Source organism: Streptomyces sp. NPDC037013 (assembly GCF_055607265.1).
Genome location: NZ_JBVJRV010000004.1, coordinates 477,292 through 500,926 on the forward strand (window position 1 = coordinate 477,292; position 23,635 = coordinate 500,926).

At 72.2% G+C, this 23,635-nt stretch carries 17 protein-coding genes; 14 read left to right on the forward strand and 3 right to left on the reverse strand.

Going from position 1 to position 23,635, the window contains the following annotated elements; genetic code table 11:
* Positions 1-160 precede the first annotated feature (160 nt).
* The 8 genes from ACZ7DY_RS16705 (at position 161) to ACZ7DY_RS16740 (ending at position 13,862) form a co-directional block, all read left to right on the forward strand.
* The gene (locus ACZ7DY_RS16705) at positions 161-3,214 is read left to right on the forward strand and encodes an FAD-binding and (Fe-S)-binding domain-containing protein (protein WP_471135614.1); all 3,054 of its coding nucleotides are present in this window, start codon (positions 161-163) and stop codon (positions 3,212-3,214) included.
* A gap of 46 nt (positions 3,215-3,260) precedes the next feature.
* Positions 3,261-5,087 (forward strand): thiamine pyrophosphate-requiring protein, encoded by a 1,827-nt coding sequence (locus tag ACZ7DY_RS16710; RefSeq protein ID WP_471135617.1) that lies wholly within the window; start codon positions 3,261-3,263, stop codon positions 5,085-5,087.
* On the forward strand, positions 5,084-6,211 hold the full coding sequence (locus tag ACZ7DY_RS16715; protein ID WP_471135620.1) for an enolase C-terminal domain-like protein: 1,128 nt from the start codon (positions 5,084-5,086) through the stop codon (positions 6,209-6,211). Before ACZ7DY_RS16710 ends, ACZ7DY_RS16715 begins: the two co-directional genes overlap by 4 nt.
* Positions 6,212-6,250: 39 nt before the next feature.
* Positions 6,251-8,059 carry a glycoside hydrolase family 15 protein gene (locus ACZ7DY_RS16720; RefSeq protein ID WP_471135622.1) on the forward strand — a complete coding sequence of 603 codons (1,809 nt, stop codon included), beginning with the start codon at positions 6,251-6,253 and terminating at the stop codon, positions 8,057-8,059.
* Positions 8,060-8,097: 38 nt separating this feature from the next.
* Complete coding sequence (locus tag ACZ7DY_RS16725) at positions 8,098-9,117, forward strand: SDR family oxidoreductase (protein WP_471135625.1); 1,020 nt, start codon at positions 8,098-8,100, stop codon at positions 9,115-9,117.
* Positions 9,118-9,334: 217 nt separating this feature from the next.
* Complete coding sequence (locus ACZ7DY_RS16730; protein ID WP_471135628.1) at positions 9,335-10,801, forward strand: aldehyde dehydrogenase family protein; 1,467 nt, start codon at positions 9,335-9,337, stop codon at positions 10,799-10,801.
* 29 nt (positions 10,802-10,830) lie between these two features.
* The gene (locus ACZ7DY_RS16735) at positions 10,831-12,399 is read left to right on the forward strand and encodes a GMC family oxidoreductase (protein ID WP_471135631.1); all 1,569 of its coding nucleotides are present in this window, start codon (positions 10,831-10,833) and stop codon (positions 12,397-12,399) included.
* Positions 12,396-13,862, forward strand: coding sequence for an APC family permease (locus tag ACZ7DY_RS16740; RefSeq protein ID WP_471135634.1), 1,467 nt, complete (start codon positions 12,396-12,398; stop codon positions 13,860-13,862). Before ACZ7DY_RS16735 ends, ACZ7DY_RS16740 begins: the two co-directional genes overlap by 4 nt.
* Before the next feature lie 16 nt (positions 13,863-13,878).
* Here the strand turns inward: ACZ7DY_RS16740 and ACZ7DY_RS16745 are convergent, their stop codons facing one another.
* The 3 genes from ACZ7DY_RS16745 to ACZ7DY_RS16755 all read right to left on the reverse strand — a co-directional run bounded on the left by ACZ7DY_RS16745 (position 13,879) and on the right by ACZ7DY_RS16755 (position 16,800).
* Positions 13,879-14,745 carry a GNAT family N-acetyltransferase gene (locus ACZ7DY_RS16745; RefSeq protein ID WP_471135637.1) on the reverse strand — a complete coding sequence of 289 codons (867 nt, stop codon included), beginning with the start codon at positions 14,743-14,745 and terminating at the stop codon, positions 13,879-13,881.
* A gap of 85 nt (positions 14,746-14,830) precedes the next feature.
* Complete coding sequence (locus ACZ7DY_RS16750) at positions 14,831-15,349, reverse strand: hypothetical protein (RefSeq protein ID WP_471135638.1); 519 nt, start codon at positions 15,347-15,349, stop codon at positions 14,831-14,833.
* A 314-nt stretch (positions 15,350-15,663) separates the two neighbouring features.
* Complete coding sequence (locus tag ACZ7DY_RS16755) at positions 15,664-16,800, reverse strand: PQQ-dependent sugar dehydrogenase (protein ID WP_471135641.1); 1,137 nt, start codon at positions 16,798-16,800, stop codon at positions 15,664-15,666.
* Between the two features lie 279 nt (positions 16,801-17,079).
* Between ACZ7DY_RS16755 and ACZ7DY_RS16760 the strand changes: the two genes are divergently transcribed.
* The 6 genes from ACZ7DY_RS16760 (at position 17,080) to ACZ7DY_RS16785 (ending at position 23,634) form a co-directional block, all read left to right on the forward strand.
* Positions 17,080-18,201: a serine hydrolase domain-containing protein gene (locus ACZ7DY_RS16760; RefSeq protein ID WP_471135644.1), complete on the forward strand. Its 1,122-nt coding sequence runs from the start codon at positions 17,080-17,082 to the stop codon at positions 18,199-18,201.
* A gap of 283 nt (positions 18,202-18,484) precedes the next feature.
* Positions 18,485-19,585 carry a M20/M25/M40 family metallo-hydrolase gene (locus ACZ7DY_RS16765; protein WP_471135646.1) on the forward strand — a complete coding sequence of 367 codons (1,101 nt, stop codon included), beginning with the start codon at positions 18,485-18,487 and terminating at the stop codon, positions 19,583-19,585.
* Positions 19,582-20,463, forward strand: coding sequence for a lysine biosynthesis protein LysX (lysX, locus tag ACZ7DY_RS16770; protein WP_471135647.1), 882 nt, complete (start codon positions 19,582-19,584; stop codon positions 20,461-20,463). The genes ACZ7DY_RS16765 and lysX overlap by 4 nt, the downstream gene beginning before the upstream one ends.
* Complete coding sequence (locus ACZ7DY_RS16775; protein WP_471135650.1) at positions 20,463-21,782, forward strand: DegT/DnrJ/EryC1/StrS family aminotransferase; 1,320 nt, start codon at positions 20,463-20,465, stop codon at positions 21,780-21,782. Before lysX ends, ACZ7DY_RS16775 begins: the two co-directional genes overlap by 1 nt.
* A complete protein-coding gene (locus tag ACZ7DY_RS16780) occupies positions 21,779-22,621 on the forward strand; it encodes a transketolase (RefSeq protein ID WP_471135651.1) in 843 nt (280 codons plus the stop codon). Before ACZ7DY_RS16775 ends, ACZ7DY_RS16780 begins: the two co-directional genes overlap by 4 nt.
* Entirely contained in the window at positions 22,618-23,634 is a 1,017-nt protein-coding gene (locus ACZ7DY_RS16785; RefSeq protein ID WP_471135654.1) for a transketolase family protein, read from the forward strand. Before ACZ7DY_RS16780 ends, ACZ7DY_RS16785 begins: the two co-directional genes overlap by 4 nt.
* The last annotated feature ends 1 nt before the right edge of the window (position 23,635 follow it).

The window sequence follows — 23,635 nt, forward strand, 5'->3', positions numbered from 1 at the left end:
CTGGGGAGCCGACTGCGGGCCGGAGTCGGGATCGGCACTTCCCGGGATACGGGGACACCGTGCCGCCGCCCCGGGTTCCGGTTGTCGGACGGCGTGACAGAGGAGTGAATGAATCCATGGGTATGTCGGCAGGACCGGGCACCGGCGCGGGAGGCGCGCGGTGACGGACGCAACCGTGGATGCCGCGGCTCTGGAACGAGCGCTGCGGGAGCGGGTCGACGGCGAGGTGCGCTTCAACGCGGGCAGCCGCGGCGCCTATGTCACGGACGGCTCCAACTACCGCCAGGTGCCGATCGGCGTGGTGGTGCCCCGCACGGTCGAGGCGGGTGCGGCAGCGGTCGCCGTCTGCGCGCGGTTCGGCGCGCCGGTCCTCTCCCGCGGCGGCGGCACCAGCCTCGGCGGCCAGTGCACCAACACCGCGGTCGTCATCGACTGGACCAAGCACTGCAACCGGATCCTTTCGGTCGACGCCGAGCGGCGGACCTGCGTGGTCGAGCCCGGCCTTGTCCTCGACGACCTCAACCATCAGCTCGCCGGATACGGCCTAAAGTTCGGCCCGAAGCCCTCGACGCACAGCCACTGCTCGCTCGGCGGGATGATCGGCAACAACTCCTGCGGCGCCTCGGCCCAGGCGTACGGCAAGACCGTCGACAACGTACGGCGCCTCGAAGTCCTGACGTACGACGGCATTCGGATGTGGGTGGGGCCCACCACGGACGAGGAGTACGAGGAGATCGTCGCCGCCGGCGGCCGGCGCGCGGAACTGTACCGGGGGCTGCGCGAGATCATCGACGGCTGCCTGGGCGAGGTGCGCCGCGGTTTCCCCCGCATCCCCCGGCGGGTCTCCGGCTACAACCTGGACTCCCTGCTCCCCGAGAGCGGCTTCGACCTCGCCCGGGCCCTGGTCGGCAGCGAGGGGACCCTCGTCACCGTCCTCCACGCCGAACTGGACCTGGTGCCGGTCCCCGCCGCGGAGGCCATGCTCGTCCTGGGCTACCCCGACATCTGCGCCGCCGCCGACGACGTGCCGCGGCTCCTGGAGCACAGCAGGCCGACCCAGCTGGAGGCGCTGGACGACCGCATGGCCCAGCTCATGCGCGAGGAGGGCGCCTACCTCGACTCGCTCGACAACTTCCCGGCCGGGCGGAGCTGGCTGCTGCTGCAGTTCAGCGGCGCCGACCAGGACGATGTCGACGGTCAGGCCAAGGCGCTCCTCGCCGCGCTGGGGCGGGACGAGAAGGACGACACCGTGGCGTTCTCGGACGACCACGACCGCGAACAGCAGATGCTGAAGGCCCGTGAGGCCGGCCTCGGCGTCACCGCGCGGCCGCCCGACGAACGGGAGACGTGGGAGGGCTGGGAGGACTCCGCCGTACCCCCCGAACGCCTCGGCGACTACCTGCGCGACCTCAAGGCGCTCTTCGAGGAGTTCGGCTACGACCACCCGTCCGTCTACGGGCACTTCGGCCAGGGGTGCGTGCACACCCGCGTCCCCTTCGACCTCACCACCGCCGACGGCGTCACGACCTTCAGGCAATTCCTCTTCCGCGCGGCCGACCTCGTCTCCTCCCACGGGGGTTCGCTCTCCGGGGAACACGGCGACGGGCAGGCGCGCGGCGAACTTCTCCCGCGGATGTTCGGCCCGCCGGTCATCGAGGCGTTCGGCCGGGTCAAGGCGCTCTTCGACCCCGGGAACCGCATGAACCCCGGCAAGGTCGTCTCGCCGTACCGGGCGGACGACAACCTCAGGCTCGGCAGCGACTGGCGGCCCGCCGCCCTTCGCACGCACTTCGGCTACCCCGACGACGACCACTCCTTCACCCAGGCGGTGAAACGCTGCGTCGGCATCGGCAACTGCCGCTCCCGCGAAGGCGGCGTGATGTGCCCCTCCTACCGCGCGACCGGCGAGGAGGAACACTCCACCCGGGGCCGGGCACGGCTCCTCTTCGAGATGCTCGGCGGCCACGCCGACTCACCGGTCACCGCCGGCTGGCGCTCCACCGAGGTGCGCGACGCCCTCGACCTCTGCCTGGCCTGCAAGGGCTGCAAGTCGGACTGCCCCACCGGCGTCGACATGGCCACGTACAAAGCGGAGTTCCTCTCCCACCACTACGAGGGACGGCTGCGGCCCGCCGCCCACTACTCCCTGGGCTGGCTGCCGCTGTGGGCCAGGCTCTCGACCGCCGCCCCGCGGCTGGTCAACGCCGCCCTGCGCGCCCCCGGCCTGGCCCGGGCGGGCAAACGGCTCGCGGGCGTCACCGCCGAGCGCCCGGCGCCCGTCTTCGCCGAGGAGAACTTCGTCCAGTGGTGGAAGGACCAGGGCCGCCCCGAGCCCGATCCGCACGACCCGCGCACCGTCGTCCTGTGGCCGGACACCTTCTCGGCCCACTTCCACCCCGCCATCGCCAAGGCCGCGGTCCGGGTCCTCGAGGACGCCGGCTTCCGCGTCACCGTGCCGGCCCGGGCCGTCTGCTGCGGCCTCACCTGGATCTCCACCGGCCAACTCGCCACCGCCCAGCGGGCGTTGCGGCGCACCTTCGACGTACTGCGCCCCTGGATCGAGGCCGGCACCCCCATCGTGGGCCTGGAACCATCCTGCACCGCCGTCTTCCGCTCCGACGCCCCCGAGCTGATGCCGGGGAACGAGGACGCGCACCGCGTCGCCCGCCAGTTCAGGACCTTCTCCGAACTGCTGGTCAACGACGCCCCGAGCGGCTGGCGGCCGCCGCGCCTCGCCCGTACCGCCACCGTGCAGACCCACTGCCACCAGCACGCCGTGATGAAGTACGACGCGGACCGCGAACTGCTGCGCCGCGCCGGCATCGAGGCCGACGTGCTGGACGCCGGATGCTGCGGCCTCGCCGGCAACTTCGGCTTCGAACGCGCCCACCACGACACCTCGATGGCGGTCGGCGAACTCGGCGTCCTGCCCGCCGTGCGCGAGGCGGCGCCCGGCGCCCTCGTGATCGCGGACGGCTTCAGCTGCCGGACCCAGATCGAACAGGGCGGCACCGGACGCCGGGCCATGCACCTGGCTGAGGTGCTCGCCCTCGCCCTGGAAGGACCGCTGCCCGCCGACTGCCCCGAGAAGCTCAGCTGTCGCCCGACCGTCCCGCCCTGGGCCCCGCGCCTGGTCACCGCCTCGGCGGTGTCCGTCATCGGGGCGGCAGCGGCGGCCGGCGCGACCGCCCTGGTCCGCCGGTACCGCCGCTGACCGCCCTGCCCCGTTCCACCCGAGCCCCGATAGGAAGGCCGATCCTGTGTCCACCAAAGTCTCCGATTACATCCTCCAGCGACTGCGGGAATGGGATGTCGAGCGCGTCTTCGCCTACGCCGGAGACGGCATCAACGGACTCCTCGCCGCCTGGGGGCGAGCGGACAACAAGCCGCAGTTCATCCAGTCGAGGCACGAGGAGATGTCCGCCTTCGAAGCGGTCGGATACGCCAAGTTCTCCGGCAAGGTCGGCGTGTGCGCGGCCACTTCGGGCCCGGGCGCCATCCACCTGCTGAACGGCCTCTACGACGCCAAGCTCGACCACGTCCCCGTCGTCGCGATCGTCGGCCAGACCAACCGCACCGCCATGGGCGGCTCCTACCAGCAGGAAGTCGACCTGCTCAGCCTCTACAAGGACGTCGCGTCCGACTTCTGCGAGATGGTGACCGTCCCCGAGCAGCTGCCCAACGTCATCGACCGGGCCATGCGCACCGCCTACGCACGCCGCACGGTGACCGCCATCATCGTCCCCGCCGACGTGCAGGAGCTCGACTACACCCCACCCGGCCACGAGTTCAAGATGGTCCCCTCCAGCCTCGGCATGGCCTCGTACGCGCCCGTCCCCGCGGCCGAGGAGATCACCCGGGCCGCCGAGGTGCTGAACGCGGGCGAGAAGGTCGCCGTCCTCATCGGCCAGGGCGCCCGCAACGCGCGCACCGAGGTCGAACTGCTCGCCGAGACCCTGGGCGCCGGTGTCGCCAAGGCGCTCCTCGGCAAGGACGCGCTCCCCGACGACCTGCCGTACGTGACCGGGTCCATCGGCCTGCTGGGCACCCGCCCCTCGTACGAGCTCATGCAGGGCTGCGACACCCTGCTGGTCATCGGCTCCAGCTTCCCGTACAGCCAGTTCCTGCCCGAACTCGACCAGGCGCGGGCCGTGCAGATCGACATCGACCCGCACATGATCGGGCTGCGGTACCCCTTCGAGGTCAATCTGGTCGGCGACGCCAAGGAGACGCTCAAGGCCCTGCTGCCGCAGCTGAAGAAGAAAAAGCACGGCTCCTGGCGGAAGAAGATCGAGAAGGACACGGCCCGCTGGTGGGAGGTGATGGAGCGGCGCGCCGCCGTGGAGGCCGACCCCATCAACCCCGAGTACGTCGTGCACGCCCTCGACGCCCTGCTCCCCGACGACGCGATCCTCGCCGCCGACTCCGGCTCCGCCGCGAACTGGTACGCCCGGCACCTGCGGATGCGCGGCACCATGCGCGGCTCCCTCTCCGGCACCCTCGCCACCATGGGGCCCGGCGTGCCCTACGTGATCGGCGCCAAGTTCGCCCACCCCGACCGCCCCGCCATCGCCATCGTGGGTGACGGCGCCATGCAGATGAACGGCCTCGGCGAACTCGTCACGGTCGCCAAGTACTGGCAGGAGTGGCAGGACCCGCGCCTCATCGTGGCCGTCCTCAACAACCAGGACCTCAACCAGGTCACCTGGGAGATGCGGGCCATGTCCGGCGCCCCGCAGTTCCTGCCCTCGCAGTCGCTGCCCGACGTGCCCTACGCCGACTTCGCCAGGTCCATCGGGCTCGACGGCGTCCGCGTGGAGAAGCCGGCCGACGTGGAAGCCGCCTGGCACCGGGCGCTCGGCGCCGACCGGCCGTTCGTCATCGACTTCCGCACCGACCCCGCGGTCCCGCCGATCCCGCCGCACGCCAGCCTCGACCAGATCGAGGCCGCGGCCTCGGCCATCGTCAAGGGCGACAGCGACCGGGTCGGCATGATCCGGCAGGGGCTGAAGGCCAAGGTGCAGGAGATGCTGCCGGGACGCGGCTCCGGCGACTCGGGTTCGCACGGGGGCCCTGACCGCACATGAGCCCTGGCGCCCGCCCCGGTGACGGCCCGTCGGTGGACGGTGTGGACGTCCGCGTCTACACCGTCCCCACCGACGCGCCCGAGGGCGACGCCACCCTGACCTGGGACTCCACCACCCTGGTGCTCGTCCGGGCGCGTTGCGGCGACACGGAGGGCCTCGGCTACACCTACGGCGCGCCGGCCACCGCCCAGGTCGTCACGGACCAGCTGGCGCCCGTGGTGACCGGCCGGTGTGCGTGGGACGTGCCCGCGGCCAACGAGGCCATGCACCGCGCCCTGCGCAACGTCGGCCGCCCCGGCATCGCCGCCGGGGCGCTCTCCGCCGTCGACGTCGCCCTGTGGGACCTCAAGGCCCGCCTCCTCGGCCTGCCCCTGGTGCGGCTGCTCGGGGCGATGCGGCCGACGGTGCCGGTGTACGGCAGCGGCGGCTTCACCACCTACGACGACGAGCGCCAGCAACGCCAGTTGCGCACCTGGGTGGCGGAGCGGGGCATCCCCCGCGTCAAGATCAAGATCGGGGAGTCGTGGGGCGGCGAGGAGCGGCGGGACCGCGACCGCGTCGCCCGCGCGCGGCGCAGCGTCGGCGACGACGCCGCGCTGTACGTCGACGCCAACGGCGGGTACTCCGTCAAACAGGCCGTCCGGATCGCCCGCCACCTCGACGGACACGGCGTCACCTGGTTCGAGGAACCGGTCTCCTCCGACGACCCGAAGAGCCTCGCCCGGATCCGGGACGCGGTGACACCCGAGGTCACCGCGGGGGAGTACGGCTACACCCTCCCCTACTTCGGGCACATGCTCGGCGCGGGAGCCGTGGACTGTCTGCAGGCCGACGTCACCCGCTGCGGCGGCATCACCGTGTGGCTGCGCGTCGCGGCACTCGCCGAGGCCGCCGGAGTGGAGATCTCCGGACACTGCGCCCCGCACCTGCACGCCCACGCGGCGGCCGCCGTGCCCAACCTGCGCCACCTGGAGTGGTTCCACGACCACACCCGCGTCGAACAGCTGCTCTTCGACGGCGTGCTCGACCCCGCGGGCGGCTCGATCGGGCCCGGCGCCACCGGCGAACCCGGACTCGGCCTGACCTTCCGGCACACGGCGGCCGAGCCCTACCGGATCTCCTGACCACCCCCATCCTGATGCGCCCGGAGAGGACGCCACCTCATGCCGACGGACACCAGCGACACCGGCCCCGCGTTCCCTCCGCACGTGCTGCGGGAGTACGCGCTGCTCGCCGACGGGGAACGCGGCGCCCTGGTCGGCCCGCACGGGGACATCGCCTGGATGTGCGCGCCCCGGTGGGACTCCGACGCCGTCTTCTCCGCGCTGGTCGGCGGCGGAGGGACCTACGCCGTCACACCGCTCGACCCCCGGCACGTGTGGGGCGGCTTCTACGAGACGGGCACCCTGATCTGGCGCGGCCGCTTCATCACCGGCGAAGGACCCGTCGAGTGCCGGGACGCACTCGCCTTCCCCGGCGAGCCCGACCGCGTGGTCCTGCTCCGCCGCGTCCTGGCCACGGACTGCCCGGCGCGGGTACGGATCGCGCTCGAACCGCGCGGCGCGTTCGGCGGCGACACCAGCCACGACGCGCGGCTGCACGACGGCGTGTGGACGGGCAAGACAGGACCGCTGAACTGGCGCTGGACCGGCGCCGTGGCGGCCCGCGCCACCCGCTCCGCGGACGGCGGCGACATGCTCGCCTTCGAACTCACCGTCCCGCCCGGCGGCCACCACGACCTCGTACTGGAACTCTCGCCCGGCACGCTGCCCGACGAGCGCGTGGCACCCGACACGGCGTGGGCCGCCACCGAGGCGTCCTGGGCACGCGCCTGCCCCGAACCCCGGGACACCCTCGCGACCCGCGACGCCCACCACGCCCTCGCCGTCCTGCGCGGCCTGACCAGCAGCGGGGGCGGCATGGTCGCGGCCGCCACGATGTGCCTGCCGGAACGCTCGGGCGCCGGCCGCAACTACGACTACCGCTACGCGTGGATCCGCGACCAGTGCTACGCGGGCATCGCGGCGGCCGGCGTCGGCGCCACCGGCCTCCTCGACTCCGCGGTCGGCTTCGTCTCGGCCAGACTCCTGCAGGACGGCCCCGACCTCAAGCCCGCCTACACCGTCACCGGCGGCCCGGTGCCCGCCGAACAGACGCTGGACCTGCCCGGATACCCGGGAGGGACCGACAAGATCGGCAACTGGGTCAACCAGCAGTTCCAGCTCGACGCGTTCGGCGAGGCCCTGCAACTGCTCGCCGCCGCCGGACGCGCCGACCGGCTGGACCCCGACGGCCGGCGCGCCGCGCAGACCGCCGTCGCCGCGATCGCACAGCTGTGGGACCGGCCCGACGCCGGCATCTGGGAGATCGACGACCGGCGCTGGACCCACTCCCGGCTCAGCTGCGTCGCCGGACTGCGCGCGGTCGCCGCGCTGCCGGACGCCGGCCGGGACGTCGCGCGCCTCACCTCGCTCGCCGACACCGTCCTCGCCGAGACCGCCCGCACCTGCCTGCACCCCGACGGCCACTGGCAGCGGGCGCCGGACAGCCCCGGCGTCGACGCCGCGCTGCTGCTGCCACCGGTCCGCGGCGCCCTGCCCGGCTCCGACCCCCGCACGCGCGCCACACTCCGTGCCGTACGGGCGGAACTCGCCCGCGACGAGTACGTCTACCGCTTCCGCCACGACCGGCGGTCCCTCGGCGAGGCCGAGGGCGCGTTCCTGCTGTGCGGCTTCATGATGGCGCTGGCCGAACACCAGCAGGGCAACACGGCGCGCGCCCTGCGCTTCTTCGAACGCAACCGGGCGGCCTGCGGACCCCCCGGGCTCTTCTCCGAGGAGTACGACATCATCCAGCGCCAGCTGCGCGGCAACCTCCCGCAGGCCTTCGTCCACGCCCTGCTCCTGGAGTGCGCCGGACGCCTCACCGATGACCCCTGGACCGAGGCCGGGGCCGGGCGCAGCCGCCGGTAGCCGGACAGGCAGCACTTCCTAGAAAGGAACGTCACGCGATGCCCCAGAACGTGAGGCCCCAGAACGTAGTGATCACCGGCGCGAGCGCCGGCGTCGGCCGCGCCACCGCCCAGCACTTCGCCCGGCGCGGCGCGAACGTCGTCCTCCTCGCGCGGGGCGACGCGGGCCTCCGGGGCGCCGCCCGCGACGTCGAGGAGCTGGGCGGTACGGCCCTCGCCATCCCCACCGACATGGCCGACCACGCCGCCGTGGAGGCCGCCGCCGACCGGGCGGAGCAGCGGTTCGGGCCCATCGACGTCTGGATCAACGTGGCGTTCACGTCGGTGTTCGCGCCCTTCGACGAGATCGGGGCGGACGAGTTCCGCCGGGTCACCGAGGTGTCCTACCTGGGCTACGTGCACGGCACGATGGCGGCCCTGGAACGGATGAAGGCCCGGGACCGCGGCACGATCGTGCAGGCCGGCTCCGCGCTCGGGTCGAGGAGCATCCCCCTGCAGTCCGCCTACTGCGGCGCCAAACACGCCATCAACGGCTTCACGGAATCGGTGCGCTGCGAACTCCTGCACCAGGGCAGCAACGTCCACATCACCGTCGTGCAGCTGCCCGCCCTCAACACGCCCCAGTTCTCCTGGGTGCTGTCCCGGCTCCCGCGCCACCCGCAGCCCGTACCCCCGATCTACCAGCCCGAAGTGGCCGCCCGCGCCCTCGCGTTCGCCGCCGACCACCCCCGCCGCAAGCAGTACTGGGCGGGCGCGAGCACCGCCGCCACGATCCTCGCGCAGAAGTTCGCGGCCCCCCTCCTCGACCGCTACCTCGCCCGCACCGGCTACGACTCCCAGCAGACCGACGAGCACGTCCCCGAGCGACCGGGCAACCTGTGGGAGCCCGTCGACAGGTCCGGGGCCGAGGACCACGGCGCCCACGGCGCCTTCGACGGGCGCGCGCACACGCGCAGCCCACAGCTCTGGGCCTCCCACCACGCGGGCCTGCTCTCCGCCCTCGGCGCGGCCCTCGCCGTCGGGGTCGGCGGGGCGCTCGCAGGCCGCGCCAAGGGGTAACGGCACACCCTCGGTCCCCGGGCCCGCGGCCGGTCCCGCACGCCGGCCCGGACCGGGCGGCGGGCCCTAGCCCAACCAGGTCCAATCTGCGCCCAACCCTCGCCCGGCCGGTGCGTCCCCACCGCAGGTGCGCCCCGTCCGGACGATGTTGGTGACCGGCGTGCGTGCCGGTGGGTGACCTCGGCACCGGACAGGTACGAGAGCGAGGGAGCCCACGATGCCGGAACTGTTCGTCGACGGAGAGTGGACCGGGGCCGTACGAGGCGCACGGCGGGATGTGGTCAATCCGTTCGACGCCTCCGTCATCCAGCAGGTCGACGACGCCGACGAGGCGGACGTCGACCTCGCCGTCCGGGCCGCCCGACGCGCCTTCGACCGCGGCGACTGGTCCGGCTCACCCACCCGGGAGCGCGCCGACGTGCTGCTCAGGGTGGCGCGGTTCCTCCTGCGGGACCAGGAGGAGATCGCCCACGTCGAGTCGCTCGACACCGGCAAGACGCTCGCCGAGGCGCGGATCGACGTCGAGGACGTCTCCAACGCCTTCCGGTACTTCGGCGAGATCGCCGACAAGGACGGCGGCCGCGTCGTGGACGTCGGCCCCGACGTGCTCAGCCGCGTCACGTACCACCCGATCGGCGTCTGCGCGCTCATCGCGCCCTGGAACTACCCGCTGCTGCAGGCCTCGTGGAAGGTCGCCCCGGCCCTGGCCGCGGGCAACACCTTCGTCCTCAAGCCCAGCGAGACGACACCGCTCTCGACGATCCAAATGATGCGGCTCATCGCCGAGGCGGGCGCGCCCGCGGGCGTCGCCAACCTCGTCCTCGGCCCGGGCGCCACCGTGGGCGCGGCCATGTCCGCCCACTCCGACGTGGACCTCGTCTCCTTCACCGGCGGCCTCGCCACCGGACGCCGGATCATGGAGGCCTGCGCGCCGGGCGTGAAGAACCTCGCACTGGAACTGGGCGGCAAGAACCCCAACGTGGTCTTCGCCGACTGCGACTTCGAGGCCGCCGTCGACCACGCCCTCGAGGCCTCCTTCCTGCACTCGGGCCAGGTCTGCTCGGCCGGGTCGCGGCTCATCGTGGAGGACTCCCTGCACGACCGGTTCGTGGAGCGCCTCGCCGAGCGGGCGGGCGCCATCCGGCTCGGCAACGGGCTCGACCCGCGGACGGAGAGCGGGCCCCTCAGCTCCGCCGAGCACCGCGAGAAGGTCGAGGGCTACCTGGAGATCGCCCGCGACGACGGCGCCCGCCTCGTCTGCGGCGGCCGCCGCCCGGACGACCCCGAACTGTCGCGCGGCTTCTTCCTGCTGCCGACCATCTACGCCGACTGCGACCGCTCCATGCGCATCGTGCAGGAGGAGGTCTTCGGACCGGTCGTCACGGTGGAACGTTTCCGTGCCGAGGACGAGGCGGTCCGGCTGGCCAACGACACGCGGTACGGCCTGGCCGGCGGCGTCTGGACGAGCGACGCGAGCCGCGCCCAGCGGGTGGCCGCGGCGCTGCGCCACGGCACGGTCTGGATCAACGACTTCCACCCCTACGTGCCGCAGGCCGAGTGGGGCGGCTTCGGCCGCTCCGGCTTCGGCCGGGAGCTCGGGCCCACCGGCCTGCGCGAGTACCAGGAGGCCAAACACATCTACCAGAACCTGAAGCCGGCTCCCGGCGGCTGGTTCAAGGGCTGAGCGGGCAGGGCGAGAGAGAGGGCGACCGCATGGACGACGAGACGACGACCTACGACTACCTGATCATCGGCGGCGGCACGGCCGGTTCCGTACTGGCCGCACGGCTGAGCGAGGACCCGGCCTGCCGCGTCTGCGTGGTGGAGGGCGGGCCCAGCGACGTCGGCGATGACCGCATCCTGCGCCTGCGCAACTGGATCAACCTGCTCGGCTCCGAGTTCGACTACGGCTACACGACCGAGGAGCAGCCGCGCGGCAACTCGCACATCCTGCACTCCCGGGCCCGCGTCCTCGGCGGCTGCTCCTCGCACAACACCCTGATCAGCTTCCTGCCGTTCCCCGAGGACCTCGACGAGTGGGTGCAGAAGGGCTGCGACGGCTGGGGTCCCGAAACGATCCTGCCGTACCGGACACGGTTGCAGAACAACATCGTGCCCGTGGGCACCGCCGACCGTAACGCCATCGCCCAGGACTTCGTCACCGCGGCCACCAGCCGGCTCGGCGTCCCCGTCATCGAGGACTTCAACGCCCGCCCCTTCACCGACGGCGCCGGATTCTTCTCCCTCGCCTACGACCCGGAGACCAACAAGCGCTCCTCCGCGTCGGTGGCATACCTCCACCCCATCATGGACCGCCCGAACCTGACGCTGCGTCTGGAGACCTGGGCGTACCGGCTGCTGCCCGACGCCGAGGGCCGCTTCACCCGCGTGCAGGTCCGCAACCCCGACGGGTCGGTGTCGACGCTGGAGGCGGAGGCTGAGGTGCTGCTCTGCGCCGGCGCCATCGACACGCCGCGGCTGCTCATGCTCTCCGGCATCGGCCCCGCCGACCAGCTGCGCGATCTGGGCATCGAACCCCGCGCCGACCTGCCCGGCGTCGGCGAGAACCTCCTCGACCACCCCGAGTCGGTGATCGTCTGGGAGACCCGCGGCCCGCTGCCGCCCAACTCCGCCATGGACTCCGACGCCGGGCTCTTCCTGCGCCGCGACACCGCCGGCGGCCCCCGCCCGGACCTGATGTTCCACTTCTACCAGGTGCCGTTCACCGTCAACACCGAGCGCCTCGGCTACCCGGTCCCCGAACACGGCGTCTGCATGACCCCCAACGTGCCGCGCGCCCGCTCCACCGGCCGCATGTGGCTGCGCAGCTCCGACCCGTCCGTCAAACCCGCCCTGGACTTCCGGTACTTCACCGATCCGGAGGGCCACGACGAGCGCACCATCGTCGACGGCCTGCGCATCGCCCGTGAGGTGGCCGCCACCGCGCCCCTCAGCGACTGGCTGCTGCGCGAGGTGGCACCCGGCCCGGACGTGCAGTCCGACGAGGACCTCTCGGAGTACGGGCGCCGCGCCGCGCACACCGTCTACCACCCGGCGGGGACCTGCCGGATGGGCGCGGAGGACGACCCGATGGCGGTGGTCGACCCGCAGCTGCGGCTGCGCGGCCACGACGGGCTGCGCATCGTGGACGCGTCCATCTTCCCGACCATGCCGTCCATCAACCCGATGGTCACGGTCCTGCTCGCCGCCGAGCGCGCGGCCGATCTCATCACCGCCCGGCCGGGCCCCGGCCCCGTGGGCACCGAAGGGGGCACCCAGTGACCGTTCCCGGAACACCGGACGGCACCGCGGACGCCGCGCCGGGCGAACAGGAATCGGAGTTCCGCAAGGAGATGGGGCCCTGGGCGAACTTCGCCCTCGGCTTCACCTACCTCTCGCCGGTGGTGAGCACGTACACCCTCTTCGGCACCGCCCTCGCCGACGGTGGCCCCCCGATGATCTGGGCCTTCGTCATGGCGGGGTGCGGGCAGTTCCTCGTCGCGCTGGTCTTCGGCGAGGTCGTCGCGCAGTACCCGGTCGCGGGCGGCGTCTACCCGTGGGCGCGGCGGCTGTGGGGCAAGCGCTGGGCGTGGATGACCGGCTGGGTCTACATGTGGGCGCTGCTCGTCACGATCACCAGCGTCGCGTACGGCGCGGGCCCCTACATCGCGATCCTGCTCGGGTTCCGGCCCACCGTGCACACCACCGTCCTGTGCACGGTCGCGCTGATCGTCATCGGCGTGCTCATCAACTATGCGGGCACGAAGGCACTTTCGTGGGCGGCCCTGATCGGATTCAGCGCGGAGCTGCTCGGCGCGGTCGTCGTCGGCATCATCCTGCTGACCACCCACCGCTTCCACGGCCTCGGCGTCCTCTTCGACGACTACGGCGCGGCCGGCGACAGCTCCTACCTGCCCGTCTTCCTCGGCGCGGCGATCATCGGCTTCTACCAGTACTACGGCTTCGAGGCCTGCGGAGACGTCGCCGAAGAGGTCAAACACCCGGGCAAGGTGATCCCCAAGGCGATGCGCCGCACCATCTACGTGGGCGGCATCGCGGCGACGTTCACCTGTCTGACGCTGCTCCTCGCCGTCGTCGACTACAAGGCGGTGATCGCGGGAAAGGACACCGACCCGGTGGTCAACGTCCTCTTCGACGCCCTCGGCGAGGCGGGGGCGCGGACTGTGATGGCCGTCGTCCTGATCTCCTTCCTCTCCTGCACGATCAGCCTCCAGGCCGCCGCGGGCCGGCTGATCTACTCGTACGCGCGCGACGAGATGATCATCGGCCACCGGCTGCTGCGGAAGTTCTCGCCGTCCCGTGCTGTGCCCGAGTACGCGCTGCTGGTCGCCGCGGTCGTGCCCGCGCTGATCGCCTTCGGCTCACTGATCTCCACGGACGCCCTGACCAAGATCGTCTCCTTTGCGATCCTCGGCATCTACGCGGCCTTCCAGATGGTCGTCCTGGCCGCGCTGCGGGCCCGCCTCAAGGGGTGGAAGCCGAGCGGCGAGTACCGGCTTGGCCGCTGGGGCCTGGCCGTCAACCTCGGTGCGCTCGCCTACGGGATCTTCGCCATCGTCAACATCGCCTGGCCCAGGACCCCCGAGGCGCCCTGGTACGACAACTGGATCGTGCTGCTCAGCGGCGGCGTGGTGATCGGGGCGGGGCTGGTGTACATGTTCACCACCCACCACTACGGACGCGGCGACGCCCCGTCGGGGAACGCGGTGCCCGAGCCCGACTAGGCGGGCCGAGTCGCATTCAGGCTGCCCGGCTGATGTCCAGCCGTTCCGGCGACGGCTCGAAGCCGGCGGCCTTGTACGTGGCGACGGCGGCGGCGTTCGAACTCGGGGTGGAGACGAGCGCACTTGACGCGCCCATCGCGCGCAGCGCCGCCGCGGCGGCCACGCTGATCGCCCTCCCGTGGCCGCGACCACGGTGGTCGGCGTGGACACCCAGCGGCTCCAGCAGGCCGGGCTTGCCGGGCCCGGCCGACCAGACCGTCACCGCGGCGACGGCCTGGCCCCGGTCGTCGTAGCCGATCAGGCAGCGGGCGTCGGCGTAGACCGGCCCGGCCGCAAGGACGTGCCAGACCTCCTCGGTGAACTTCGCGCTGCCGAACGCCGAGCGGTGCACGGCGGCCCGTGTCCCGGCCGCCCGTGGACCGGCCACCTCGATCCGCAGGCCGGAGTCCTCCACCGGCTCGGTGAGGTCGCGGCGCAGCGGCGTCCACGGCTCGTCCAGACGCCAGCCCGCCGCCAGGAGCACCTCGCGGAGCAGGGCGCCGTCGGGGATCTCGACACCGACCCGCCCGGCCGGCAGGACCCCGCGCCCCGGATCGTCGAGGTCCGCAAGGAGCCGCCGCGCCAGAGCCCCGTCCTGCCGCAGCTCCGGCGCGGTCGTCAGGCGCAGCACATCGGGGCCGTCCAGATAGCCGACGGCGACGATCCGCCCGTCCGCGCTCCAGGTGCGGACGTCGGCGGCCAGCCTCTCCGCGCCCAGCGCCCAGGCCCAGCCGAGGTCTCCCGGATGGAGCTGCAACGGCGTCCGGTCGTCCTGCCAGGCGCGGAGCGCGGCCACGGCGCCGGTCAGCCCGGCGACGCCGGGCTGGTTCAAAACGATCGTCATGGCCCCGCATCCCACACCACCGCGACGACCGCCCGCACCCGGTTTTCCCGCGGTGGGGCGGAGCGGCGGGGCCCGACCAGGGTTCCTAGTTCACCGGGGCGAGGTCGGTGATCTTGAGTGTCCTGAGGTCCGACTGAACCTTGATCTTGGTGACCTCGGCGTTCGGGCCGTCGCTCCACGTGAGCGTGACCAGGGAAGTGGCGTGCCCGGCTCCGGATCCGGTGTAGGCGACCTTCCACTTCACCGGCACGTTCTGGGCGAAGAGAATGCCGTCGGCGTGTTCCCTCGTCTCGTAGGCGGCGACTTTCTTCTGGGTGGCGGCGCTGAGATAAAAGGCGCGGAGCGCCTTGGCATTGGCAGACGCCGCCGGGTCCTCGTTCGCCCACACGGAGTCGATGTAGGCGCCGTAGAAGTCGGCGACGTGCTGGGTGGCGCTGCGCGCGTCCCCCGTCGTGGTGGGGACGGAGGCGGTGCTGTGGGCCCCGGCGGCCTGGTGCTTCACGGTGCCGGCCAGGGCCGGGGTGACGGCGGCGACGGACAGGGCGGCCGCGGCGGCGGTGGCGGCGAACAGCATGGTGCGCTTGCGCGTGGTACGAGCGTGCATGTGAAAGGAACCTTCCCCGTTATTCGGTTCCGCACGGACGGTGCGGGCAATGTCGCGGTGTAAGACAGCCTGGCCGGGAAGTCAGTTCCCGAATTCCCCCACCAATTTCCGGGAGGCCGCCGAAAGGGGGAATCGCGAAATGGTTGTACGGGGAAAAGTGAAAGGGAGGCAAAGTACTGGCGCGGTTGGTGCTGCCCCTTCGGGCCGCAGCGGCCCGAAGGGGCTGGGGCGGGCTGTGTTCCCAACCCGCTGCTCTGGGGGTAACCAGACTCGGGGGGTTTCATGCCTCCGGTCCCGCGGATCGGCCGAAGACGCTAGGCCGGGTCGATGCGGAAGACGGTGCCGCCGATGTCGAGCACGTACAGCTCCCCGGAGCGGGCCTGTGCGAACGAGACGACCTCACCGCCGCTGACCCCGAGATCGCCCACCCCGGTCACCTTGCCGGCCTTCATCCGCAGCGTGCGGATGGTGCCGTCGCAGTAGTCGCTGTACACGTACTGGCCCCTGAGCTCCGGGATGGCCCGGCCCCGGTAGACGAATCCGCCGGTCACGGAGCAGCCGAGCCCGGTGCGGTCGTACTCGTGGACCGGCCGGACGTGGTCGGCGGGTTCGGTGCCGTCGCGGAAGGGGTGGTTGCCCTCCATCCGCGACCAGCCGAAGTTCTCGCCGCCCTCGCTGCGCGCCGGCGCCCAGTCGATCTCCTCCCAGGCGCTCTGGCCGACGTCGCCGATGAGCAGGTCGCCCCGGACCGCGTCGAAGGAGAACCGCCACGGATTGCGCAGCCCGTACGCCCAGATCTCGGGCTTCGCCTTCGGGTCGCCGACGAAGGGGTTGTCCGGCGGGATCGCGTACGGTTTGCCGCCGTGCGGGTCGATCCGCAGCAGTTTGCCGAGGAGCGTGCCGAGGTTCTGGCCGTTGCCGTGGGGGTCGCCGCCCGAACCGCCGTCGCCGAGCGCGATGTAGAGGTAGCCGTCGGGGCCGAACTTGATGTCGCCGCCGTTGTGGTTGGAGTAGGGCTGGGTCTGGGTGAGGACCGTGCGCCGGGTCTCCGGCGCGATCCTGCCGCCCCGTACGGCGAACTCGTCCACGGTGCTGGTGCCCTGGAGGTCCGTGTACGAGATGTAGAAGTGCGCGTACTTCTTGTCGAACGCGATGCCCAGCAGGCCACGTTCGCCGTCGGTGGTGGTCTCGCGGGAGATGTCGAGGACGGGCTCGCCGAGTCCCCGGCCGTCCAGGATCCGTACTCTGCCCGCCCGTTCGGCTATCCAGAGCGTGCCGCCGGGGCCCGCGGTCCCTGCGGTGGGGTTCTCGGCCGTGGCCACCTTGGTCAGCACGGCCTTCGCCGTCCGGTGCGGGGCGGTGTGCTCGTCGGCGGAGGCCGTGGTCAGGGCGAGGGAGGCGACGAGGCAGATGGCGGCGGCGATCGCCGAGCTTCTGGCGTGAACTTTCACCGTGATCCTCCTGGAGGCGGCGAGTGGGGGGAGGTCGCCCGGCTGCTCGGGGGAGAGGGGGTGGGGCATCGCCCGGGCCAACAGGCAACCTGGGTGGGGGATGTGCTACTGGCCACGTATGAGAGTACTGGGGAGCGCGTAGCTGGTATATACCAAGACGGGCCGCGCTTCCGCCCGTACACTTCCCGGCGTCAAATGATCATGTTTCACCGGGGGGATGGGATACACATGTCCATACGTGCGACGCGCACAAACCGCGGACTCCTCAGGGGACTTGCCGTGGCGCTCGGTGTCGCGGTGGCCCTGACGGGAGCCACCGGCACCGCAGCCGCGGCCGAGACGACCGACCGGCACGCGGCCACCCAGCGCGCCCTCGACGCGCTGGAGCGAGCCGGCATGCCGGGCGTCGCCGCCGAGGTGAACGGGCCGGGCGGCACCTGGTTCGGATCCGCGGGCTTCGCCGACACCGCGACCGGCCGCGAACGCACCGCGGCGGACCATCTGCGCGCGGGCAGCAACACGAAGTCCCTCATCGCCGTCGTCCTGCTGCAACTGGAGGCCGAGGGCAGGCTCAGCCTGGACGACACCGTGGAGCGCCGCCTGCCCGGCGTGCTGCGCGGCAACGGCTACGACGGCACCAAGGTGACGATCCGTCAACTCCTCAACCACACCAGCGGCGTGCACGACATGGTGTCCACGCCCGAGTGGCAGAAGCACATGAACGGACCGGGCTTCCTGGCCCACCGCTACGACGCGTGGACGCCCCGGCAGATCGTCGACCTGGCGCTCACGTACAAGCCCGACTTCGAGCCCGGCACAAGCTGGTCCTACTCCAACACCAACTACGTGCTCGCCGGCATGATCATCGAGAAGGTCACCGGCCACAGCTACGCGCACGAGGCCGAGCGGCGCATCATCAAGCGGCTGAAGCTCCGCGAGACGACGTTCCCCGGCACCGACCCGACGATGCCCGCCCCGCACGCGATCGGCTACTCCAAGCTGTACGCGCCCGATCCCGGCCCGGAGGTCTACGACGCCACGGAGTACAACCCGGCCTGGTCCGGCGCGACCGGTGAGGTCATCAGCACTACAGGGGACCTCAACCGCTACTACAGCGCCCTGCTCGGCGGAAAGCTCCTGCCGCCCGCCCAGCAGCGGGAGTTGCTGGACACGGTGAAGACCGGAACCTTCTTCGACTACGGCGCCGGCCTGATCGTGCGCAGCCTCTCGTGCGGAGTGAAGGTCTACGGCCACGACGGCATCGTCTGGGGCTCGCTGACCAGCACGGCGACCACGGCGGACGGCAAGCACAGCCTGACCTTCCACCTCAACGGCGACTGGCTCGAGGACGGCGGGCTCTACGAGAACGTCTTCGAAGCGGAATTCTGCGGCAAGGGTTAGGGGCCCGTCGCCGAGCCCCGAAGTAACGGAAAAAAAGGACGAGTTGGACGCGCGCCCCGAGCGATCATGTCTTGACCGATTCGGTGGTCCGCATCTAGCGTCGCGGCAGACAGTGGCGTCATGGGGGACTCCGCGAGGGCATGGAGGCTCCCCCCGGCGCGGATGACACGGGGGAAGAATCGCGATGAAGGACCTTCCGGGGCGGTATCGGCCGGTCGCCGGAAGGTCCGTGCCCCGCCGCGACCGCGACGTGTGCCGGGCCACCGCGGTTCAGGGCTGAGGCGTGGACGGACACGAAGAGACGGAACTGCTCCGACGACTGGTGCGGACCCCGTCGGTCACCGGCAGCGAGGACAAGCTCGCCGCCCAACTCGTCGACGACATGAACGCGTTGGGATTCCGCTCCCACCTCGACGCGGTCGGCAACGCCGTCGGCGAGCTCGGCGACCCCGACAAACCGCTCATCCTGCTCCTCGGCCACCTCGACACGGTCCCCGGCGACCTGCCCGTGCACGAACAGGACGGCAAGCTCTACGGCCGGGGCACCGTCGACGCCAAAGGACCCCTCGCGGCCATGGTGTGGGCGGCACTGCGGGCTGCCACCCGGTGCGACGCGCACCTCATGGTCGTCGGCGCCGTCGGCGAGGAGGGCTGCTCCCCGGGCGCCCACCACCTGCGCCGGACGATGCGCCCCGACGCGGTCGTCATCGGCGAACCGAGCGGCGTGGACAACGTAGTGCTCGGCTACAAGGGCATCGTCCGCTTCGCCATCGACATCTCCCGCCCCGGCTCGCACACGAGCTCCCCGGGCCCCCGCGCCGTGGAAGTCGCCGTCGACCACTGGCAGGCCGTCCGCCGCCACCTGGACTCCGCCGACGCCGCCCGGCCCGCCTTCGACCGCGCGATCCCCGCACTGGTCGGACTCGACGGCGACCTGTCGCACGCCAGGGTCGACATCTCCTGCCGCATCCCGGTCGGCTTCGACCGTGACGCGTTCCTCGCCTGGCTGCGGGAGCTGGCCGGACCCGACCACCTCACCGTGGCCGAGAGCCTTCCCGCCGTCCGCTCGCCGCGCACCGACCCCGTGGTGGCCGCCCTGCGCGAGGGCATCCGCCGGCACGTCGGGGCGCCGACCGCCAAGGTGAAGCTCGGCACCGCCGACATGAACGTCGTCGGCCCCGAGTGGAACGTGCCCATCGCCGCCTACGGCCCCGGGGACTCCCGCCTCGACCACACGGACGAGGAACATCTGGACCTCACCGAGTACATGACCGCCATCGACGTCCTGACCACGGCCGTCGAGGAACTCGCCGCGGCTCTTACGGCCCGGGGTGCCGAGACCCGCCACGCAGCGGCACGCCCCGACCGCGAGGCCGGACGGTGAACTCTCCCCACGACGGCAGCCGCGAGCTGCCACCGCGGCTGGCCGTGATCGCGTCCCGGATCGCGGTCGAGGAGAAGCGCATCCTCGACGAACTCGACCGCCGACGCGTCCCGTACCACGTGCTCGACCCACGGACCGCGGTCTTCCGCCTCGACCAGGTCAAAGCGCCCTGGGCCGTCGCGGTCGCCCGCGAGGTCTCGCACCACCGGAGCCTGACGACCGCCCGCATCCTCGAACACGCGGGCGTGCACGTGGTCAACAGCGCCGCCGCCATCGCGCTGTGCGGCGACAAGCTGCTCACCACGCTCACCCTGCGGGCGGCCGGCCTGCCCGTCCCGCGCTGCATGGTCACCCCCACCCCGCAGGCCGCCGTCGACGCACTCGACGACTTCGGCTACCCGGCCGTCGTCAAACCCCTCACCGGCTCCCTGGGCAGACAGGTCGCCCGCCTCACCGACCGGGACGCCGCGGAGGCCGTGCTCGAACTCCGCGAGGCGCTCCCCGACCCGCACCAGCGCATCACCTACGTACAGGAGTACGTCGACAAACCCGGCCGCGACATCCGGGCCCTGGTCTTCGGCACCGAAGTGGTCGGCGCGGTCTACCGCAGCGCCACCTCCTGGCGCACCAACACCGCCCGCGACGCCCGCACATCACCGTGCCCGCTCACCACCGACCTGGAGAGCCTCGTCACGGCCACAGCCGCCGCCATCGGGCCCGGCGTGTACGGCGTCGACATCCTGGAGGACGCCGACGGACGGCTCCTCGTCAACGAGGTCAACCACACACCCCAGTTCCGCGGCGCCGCCGAGGCCCTCGACGTGGACCTCGCGGGCCGCTACGTGGACTACCTGACAGAGCAACTGGTGAGGTTTTGATGGGCATATCACGGCTGGCCATGTTCGGCGGAGCCCGTACGGTGGACGCCAAAGCCGGTGCCTCGCCCGACACCGCCTGGCCGATCGTCACCGACGCCGAGCGCGCCGCGGTGCTCGGCGTACTCGACAGCGGCAGCTTCACCTCCGTGGAACGCGGCGAAGTGCAGCTCCTGGAACAGGAGTGGGCCGACTACACCGGCGTACGCCACTGCGCCGCCCTCTCCTCCGGAACGGCGGCCATCGAGCTCGCACTGACCGCCACCGGCCTCGAACCGGGCGCCGAAGTCCTCGTCCCCGCCTTCTCGTTCATCGCCACCGCATCCGCCCCCGTCATGCGCGGACTCGTCCCGGTCTTCGTCGACGTCGACCCCGTCACGTACACCATGGACCCGCTGGCCGCGGCGGCCGCGATCACCCCGCGCACCCAGGCGATCCTCGCCGTGCACCTGCACGGACTGCCCTGTGACATGGACGCGCTGCGCGCCCTCGCCGACCGGCACGGACTCGTCCTCGTCGAGGACGCCGCCCAGGCGCACGGCGCGACCTACCGCGGCCGGCAGGCGGGCGCCCTCGGCGACGTGGCGGCGTTCAGCCTCAACGCCTCCAAGAACCTGCCCACCAGCGGCGAGGGCGGCCTCCTCACCACCGACGACCCGGACATCCACGAACGCGTCGTGCTGCGCCGCCAGTTCGGCGAGGAACTCACCGGACGCGGCGAGCGCGCCTACATCTCCCAGGTGGTGGCGGGCAACGCCAAACTCAGCAGCGTCCAGGCCGCCTTCACCCGCTGCCAGCTGGCCCGCCTCACCGAACGGCACGAGCAGCGCGACCGCAACATCCGCCGCTTCCTCGACCGGCTCGCCGCCCTCGACGGCATCGTCACGCCGCACTGCCCCGACGACCGCACGCACGCCTGGTTCCAGCTGCGGCTGCGCTTCGACCCGGCCAAGGCCGGCTGCCCCGATGTCGTCCCCGGGGCGCTGCGGACGATGCTGCAGCGCGCGCTCCGCGCCGAGGGCGTACCCGTCAGGCCGTACCAGTCGCTGCCGCTGCCCGCCCAGCCCGCCCTGCGCGCCGCCCTCTCCGGCGACGGCCGGACCTACCGGCCGGAGGACCACCCCACCACCCTCGCCGTCATCGAGGACTCCGTCACCATGCAGCGCTGGCACCTCAACCCGGCCGCGGGCCCCCTCCTCGACCGCTGCGCCGACGCCTTCGAGAAGGTGTGGGAACAGCGGGAACCCCTGGTCACCGCGGCCAGGTCGATGACGTACCGGCCGCGGTGGCACGCCGCCGAGAAGACGGCGGCCCAGGCATGAGCGCCCCGGACGTGACCACCGCGGAACTCGCCGAACGCGCCCACCGCGCACGCCAGAACGTCCTCGCCATGGGCGCCGGCGAGCACGGCACCCACGTCGGCGGCAGCCTTTCGGCCGTCGACATCCTCACCGTGCTCTACGGGACGGTACTGCGGGTGCGGCCCGACGAACCCGAATGGGCCGACCGGGACTGGTTCGTGCTCAGCAAGGGCCACGGCAGCGCCGCGCTCTACGCCGTACTCGCCGAGCACGGCTTCTTCCCGCCGGAGGAGTGCCGCACCTACGGGCAGCGGGGCAGCCGCCTCGCGGGACACCCGCTGCGCCGAGTACCGGGCGTGGAGTTCCCGACCGGGTCGCTCGGCCACGGTCTTTCCCTCGCCGCGGGAGCCGCGCTCGCCGCGGCCCGCACCGGACGGCGCAGCCGGGCGTACGTCCTGCTCGGCGACGGCGAGCTACAGGAAGGCTCCAACTGGGAGGCCATCATGTCCGCCGCCCACCTCGGCCTCGACAACCTCACCGCCGTCGTCGACCGCAACGGCTGGCAGATCAGCGGCCGCACCGAGGAATCCGTGGGCCTGGAACCGCTCGCCGACCGCTGGCGCAGCTTCGGCTGGTCCGTCGTCGAGGCGGACGGACACGACCTCGCGGCCCTGCGGACCGTATTCGGGGCGTTGCCCGCCGCACCGGGCCGCCCCACCGTCGTCATCGCGAAAACCACGAAAGGCCGCGGTGTGCCGATCTTCGAGGACCGCAAGAAGAGCCACTACGTCCGTCTCACCCCGCGGCTGCACGAACGGGCACTCGCCGGACTGAACGCGCGGCGGAGGAACCAGACATGACGACCGCCGAGGAACGGCCCACCGCTGCCGACGAGTCGTGGGCGTCGCTGTACACCGGCGCGGCCAGGGAGGTCTGCCGCCGTACGCTGCTCGAACTGGCCCGAGCCGACGAACGCGTCTTCTGCGTCGACTCCGACACGGGCGGCTTCGAGGACGGCTTCGCCGCCGAACTGCCCCGGCAGTACGTCAACGTGGGCATCGCCGAGGCCAACCTGTTCGGCACCTCCGCCGGACTCGCCGCCGCCGGGCTCATCCCGTTCGCCCACACCATGAGCGCCTTCGCCACCACCCGCGCCTGCGAGCAGCTCAAACTCGACGTGGCGGGCAACAACCTGCCGGTGAGGGTGGTCGCCACCCACGGCGGCCTCTCCGCCGGGCACTACGGCCCCTCGCACCACGCCGTCCAGGACCTCGCCATCGCCCGGTCGCTGCCCAACCTGACGGTCCTGGTGCCGGCCGACGCCGGGGAAGCCGCCCTGGCGATGCGGGCCGCCGCCCATCACCCGGGACCCGTCTACCTCCGTCTCGGCCGCAACGCCACACCGCAGATCCACCCCGAGCCGTACGAGTTCACCATCGGGAAGGCGGCACAGCTGGCGGACGGCGACGACGTGACGCTGATCGCGACCGGCCCGCTGCCCGTCCACTACGCGCTCAGCGCGCGGGAGACCCTCGCGGCCCAGGGGGTCTCGGCCCGCGTGGTGAACATGCACACCATCAAGCCCCTCGACCGCGCCGCGGTGCTGCGCGCCGCGCGGGAGACCGCCGGCATCGTCACCGTCGAGGACCACCTCGTCGTGGGCGGCCTCGGCGGGGCGGTTAGCGAGGTGGTGACCGACGAACACCCGTGCAGAGTACGGCGGGTGGGGATCGAGGACCGCTACCTCGACAGCGTGGGAAACGAACGCGACCTGCTGGAGGACGGTGGCGTGACGGTGGATCACATCGTGAAGGAGGCGCTGTCCCTGCCGCGCCCCGCACGGACGGACAAGCACAACACAAGGAGAGTGTGAC

Excerpts from the sequence above, each read along its gene's own strand:
- ACZ7DY_RS16785 (WP_471135654.1), top strand. The coding sequence starts at position 22,618 with ATGACGACCGCCGAGGAACGGCCCACCGCTGCCGACGAGTCGTGGGCG.
- ACZ7DY_RS16715 (WP_471135620.1), top strand. The coding sequence starts at position 5,084 with ATGAGCCCTGGCGCCCGCCCCGGTGACGGCCCGTCGGTGGACGGTGTG.
- ACZ7DY_RS16725 (WP_471135625.1), top strand. The coding sequence starts at position 8,098 with ATGCCCCAGAACGTGAGGCCCCAGAACGTAGTGATCACCGGCGCGAGC.
- ACZ7DY_RS16720 (WP_471135622.1), top strand. The coding sequence starts at position 6,251 with ATGCCGACGGACACCAGCGACACCGGCCCCGCGTTCCCTCCGCACGTG.
- ACZ7DY_RS16730 (WP_471135628.1), top strand. The coding sequence starts at position 9,335 with ATGCCGGAACTGTTCGTCGACGGAGAGTGGACCGGGGCCGTACGAGGC.
- ACZ7DY_RS16775 (WP_471135650.1), top strand. The coding sequence starts at position 20,463 with ATGGGCATATCACGGCTGGCCATGTTCGGCGGAGCCCGTACGGTGGAC.
- ACZ7DY_RS16745 (WP_471135637.1), bottom strand. The coding sequence starts at position 14,745 with ATGACGATCGTTTTGAACCAGCCCGGCGTCGCCGGGCTGACCGGCGCC.
- ACZ7DY_RS16735 (WP_471135631.1), top strand. The coding sequence starts at position 10,831 with ATGGACGACGAGACGACGACCTACGACTACCTGATCATCGGCGGCGGC.
- ACZ7DY_RS16750 (WP_471135638.1), bottom strand. The coding sequence starts at position 15,349 with ATGCACGCTCGTACCACGCGCAAGCGCACCATGCTGTTCGCCGCCACC.
- ACZ7DY_RS16780 (WP_471135651.1), top strand. The coding sequence starts at position 21,779 with ATGAGCGCCCCGGACGTGACCACCGCGGAACTCGCCGAACGCGCCCAC.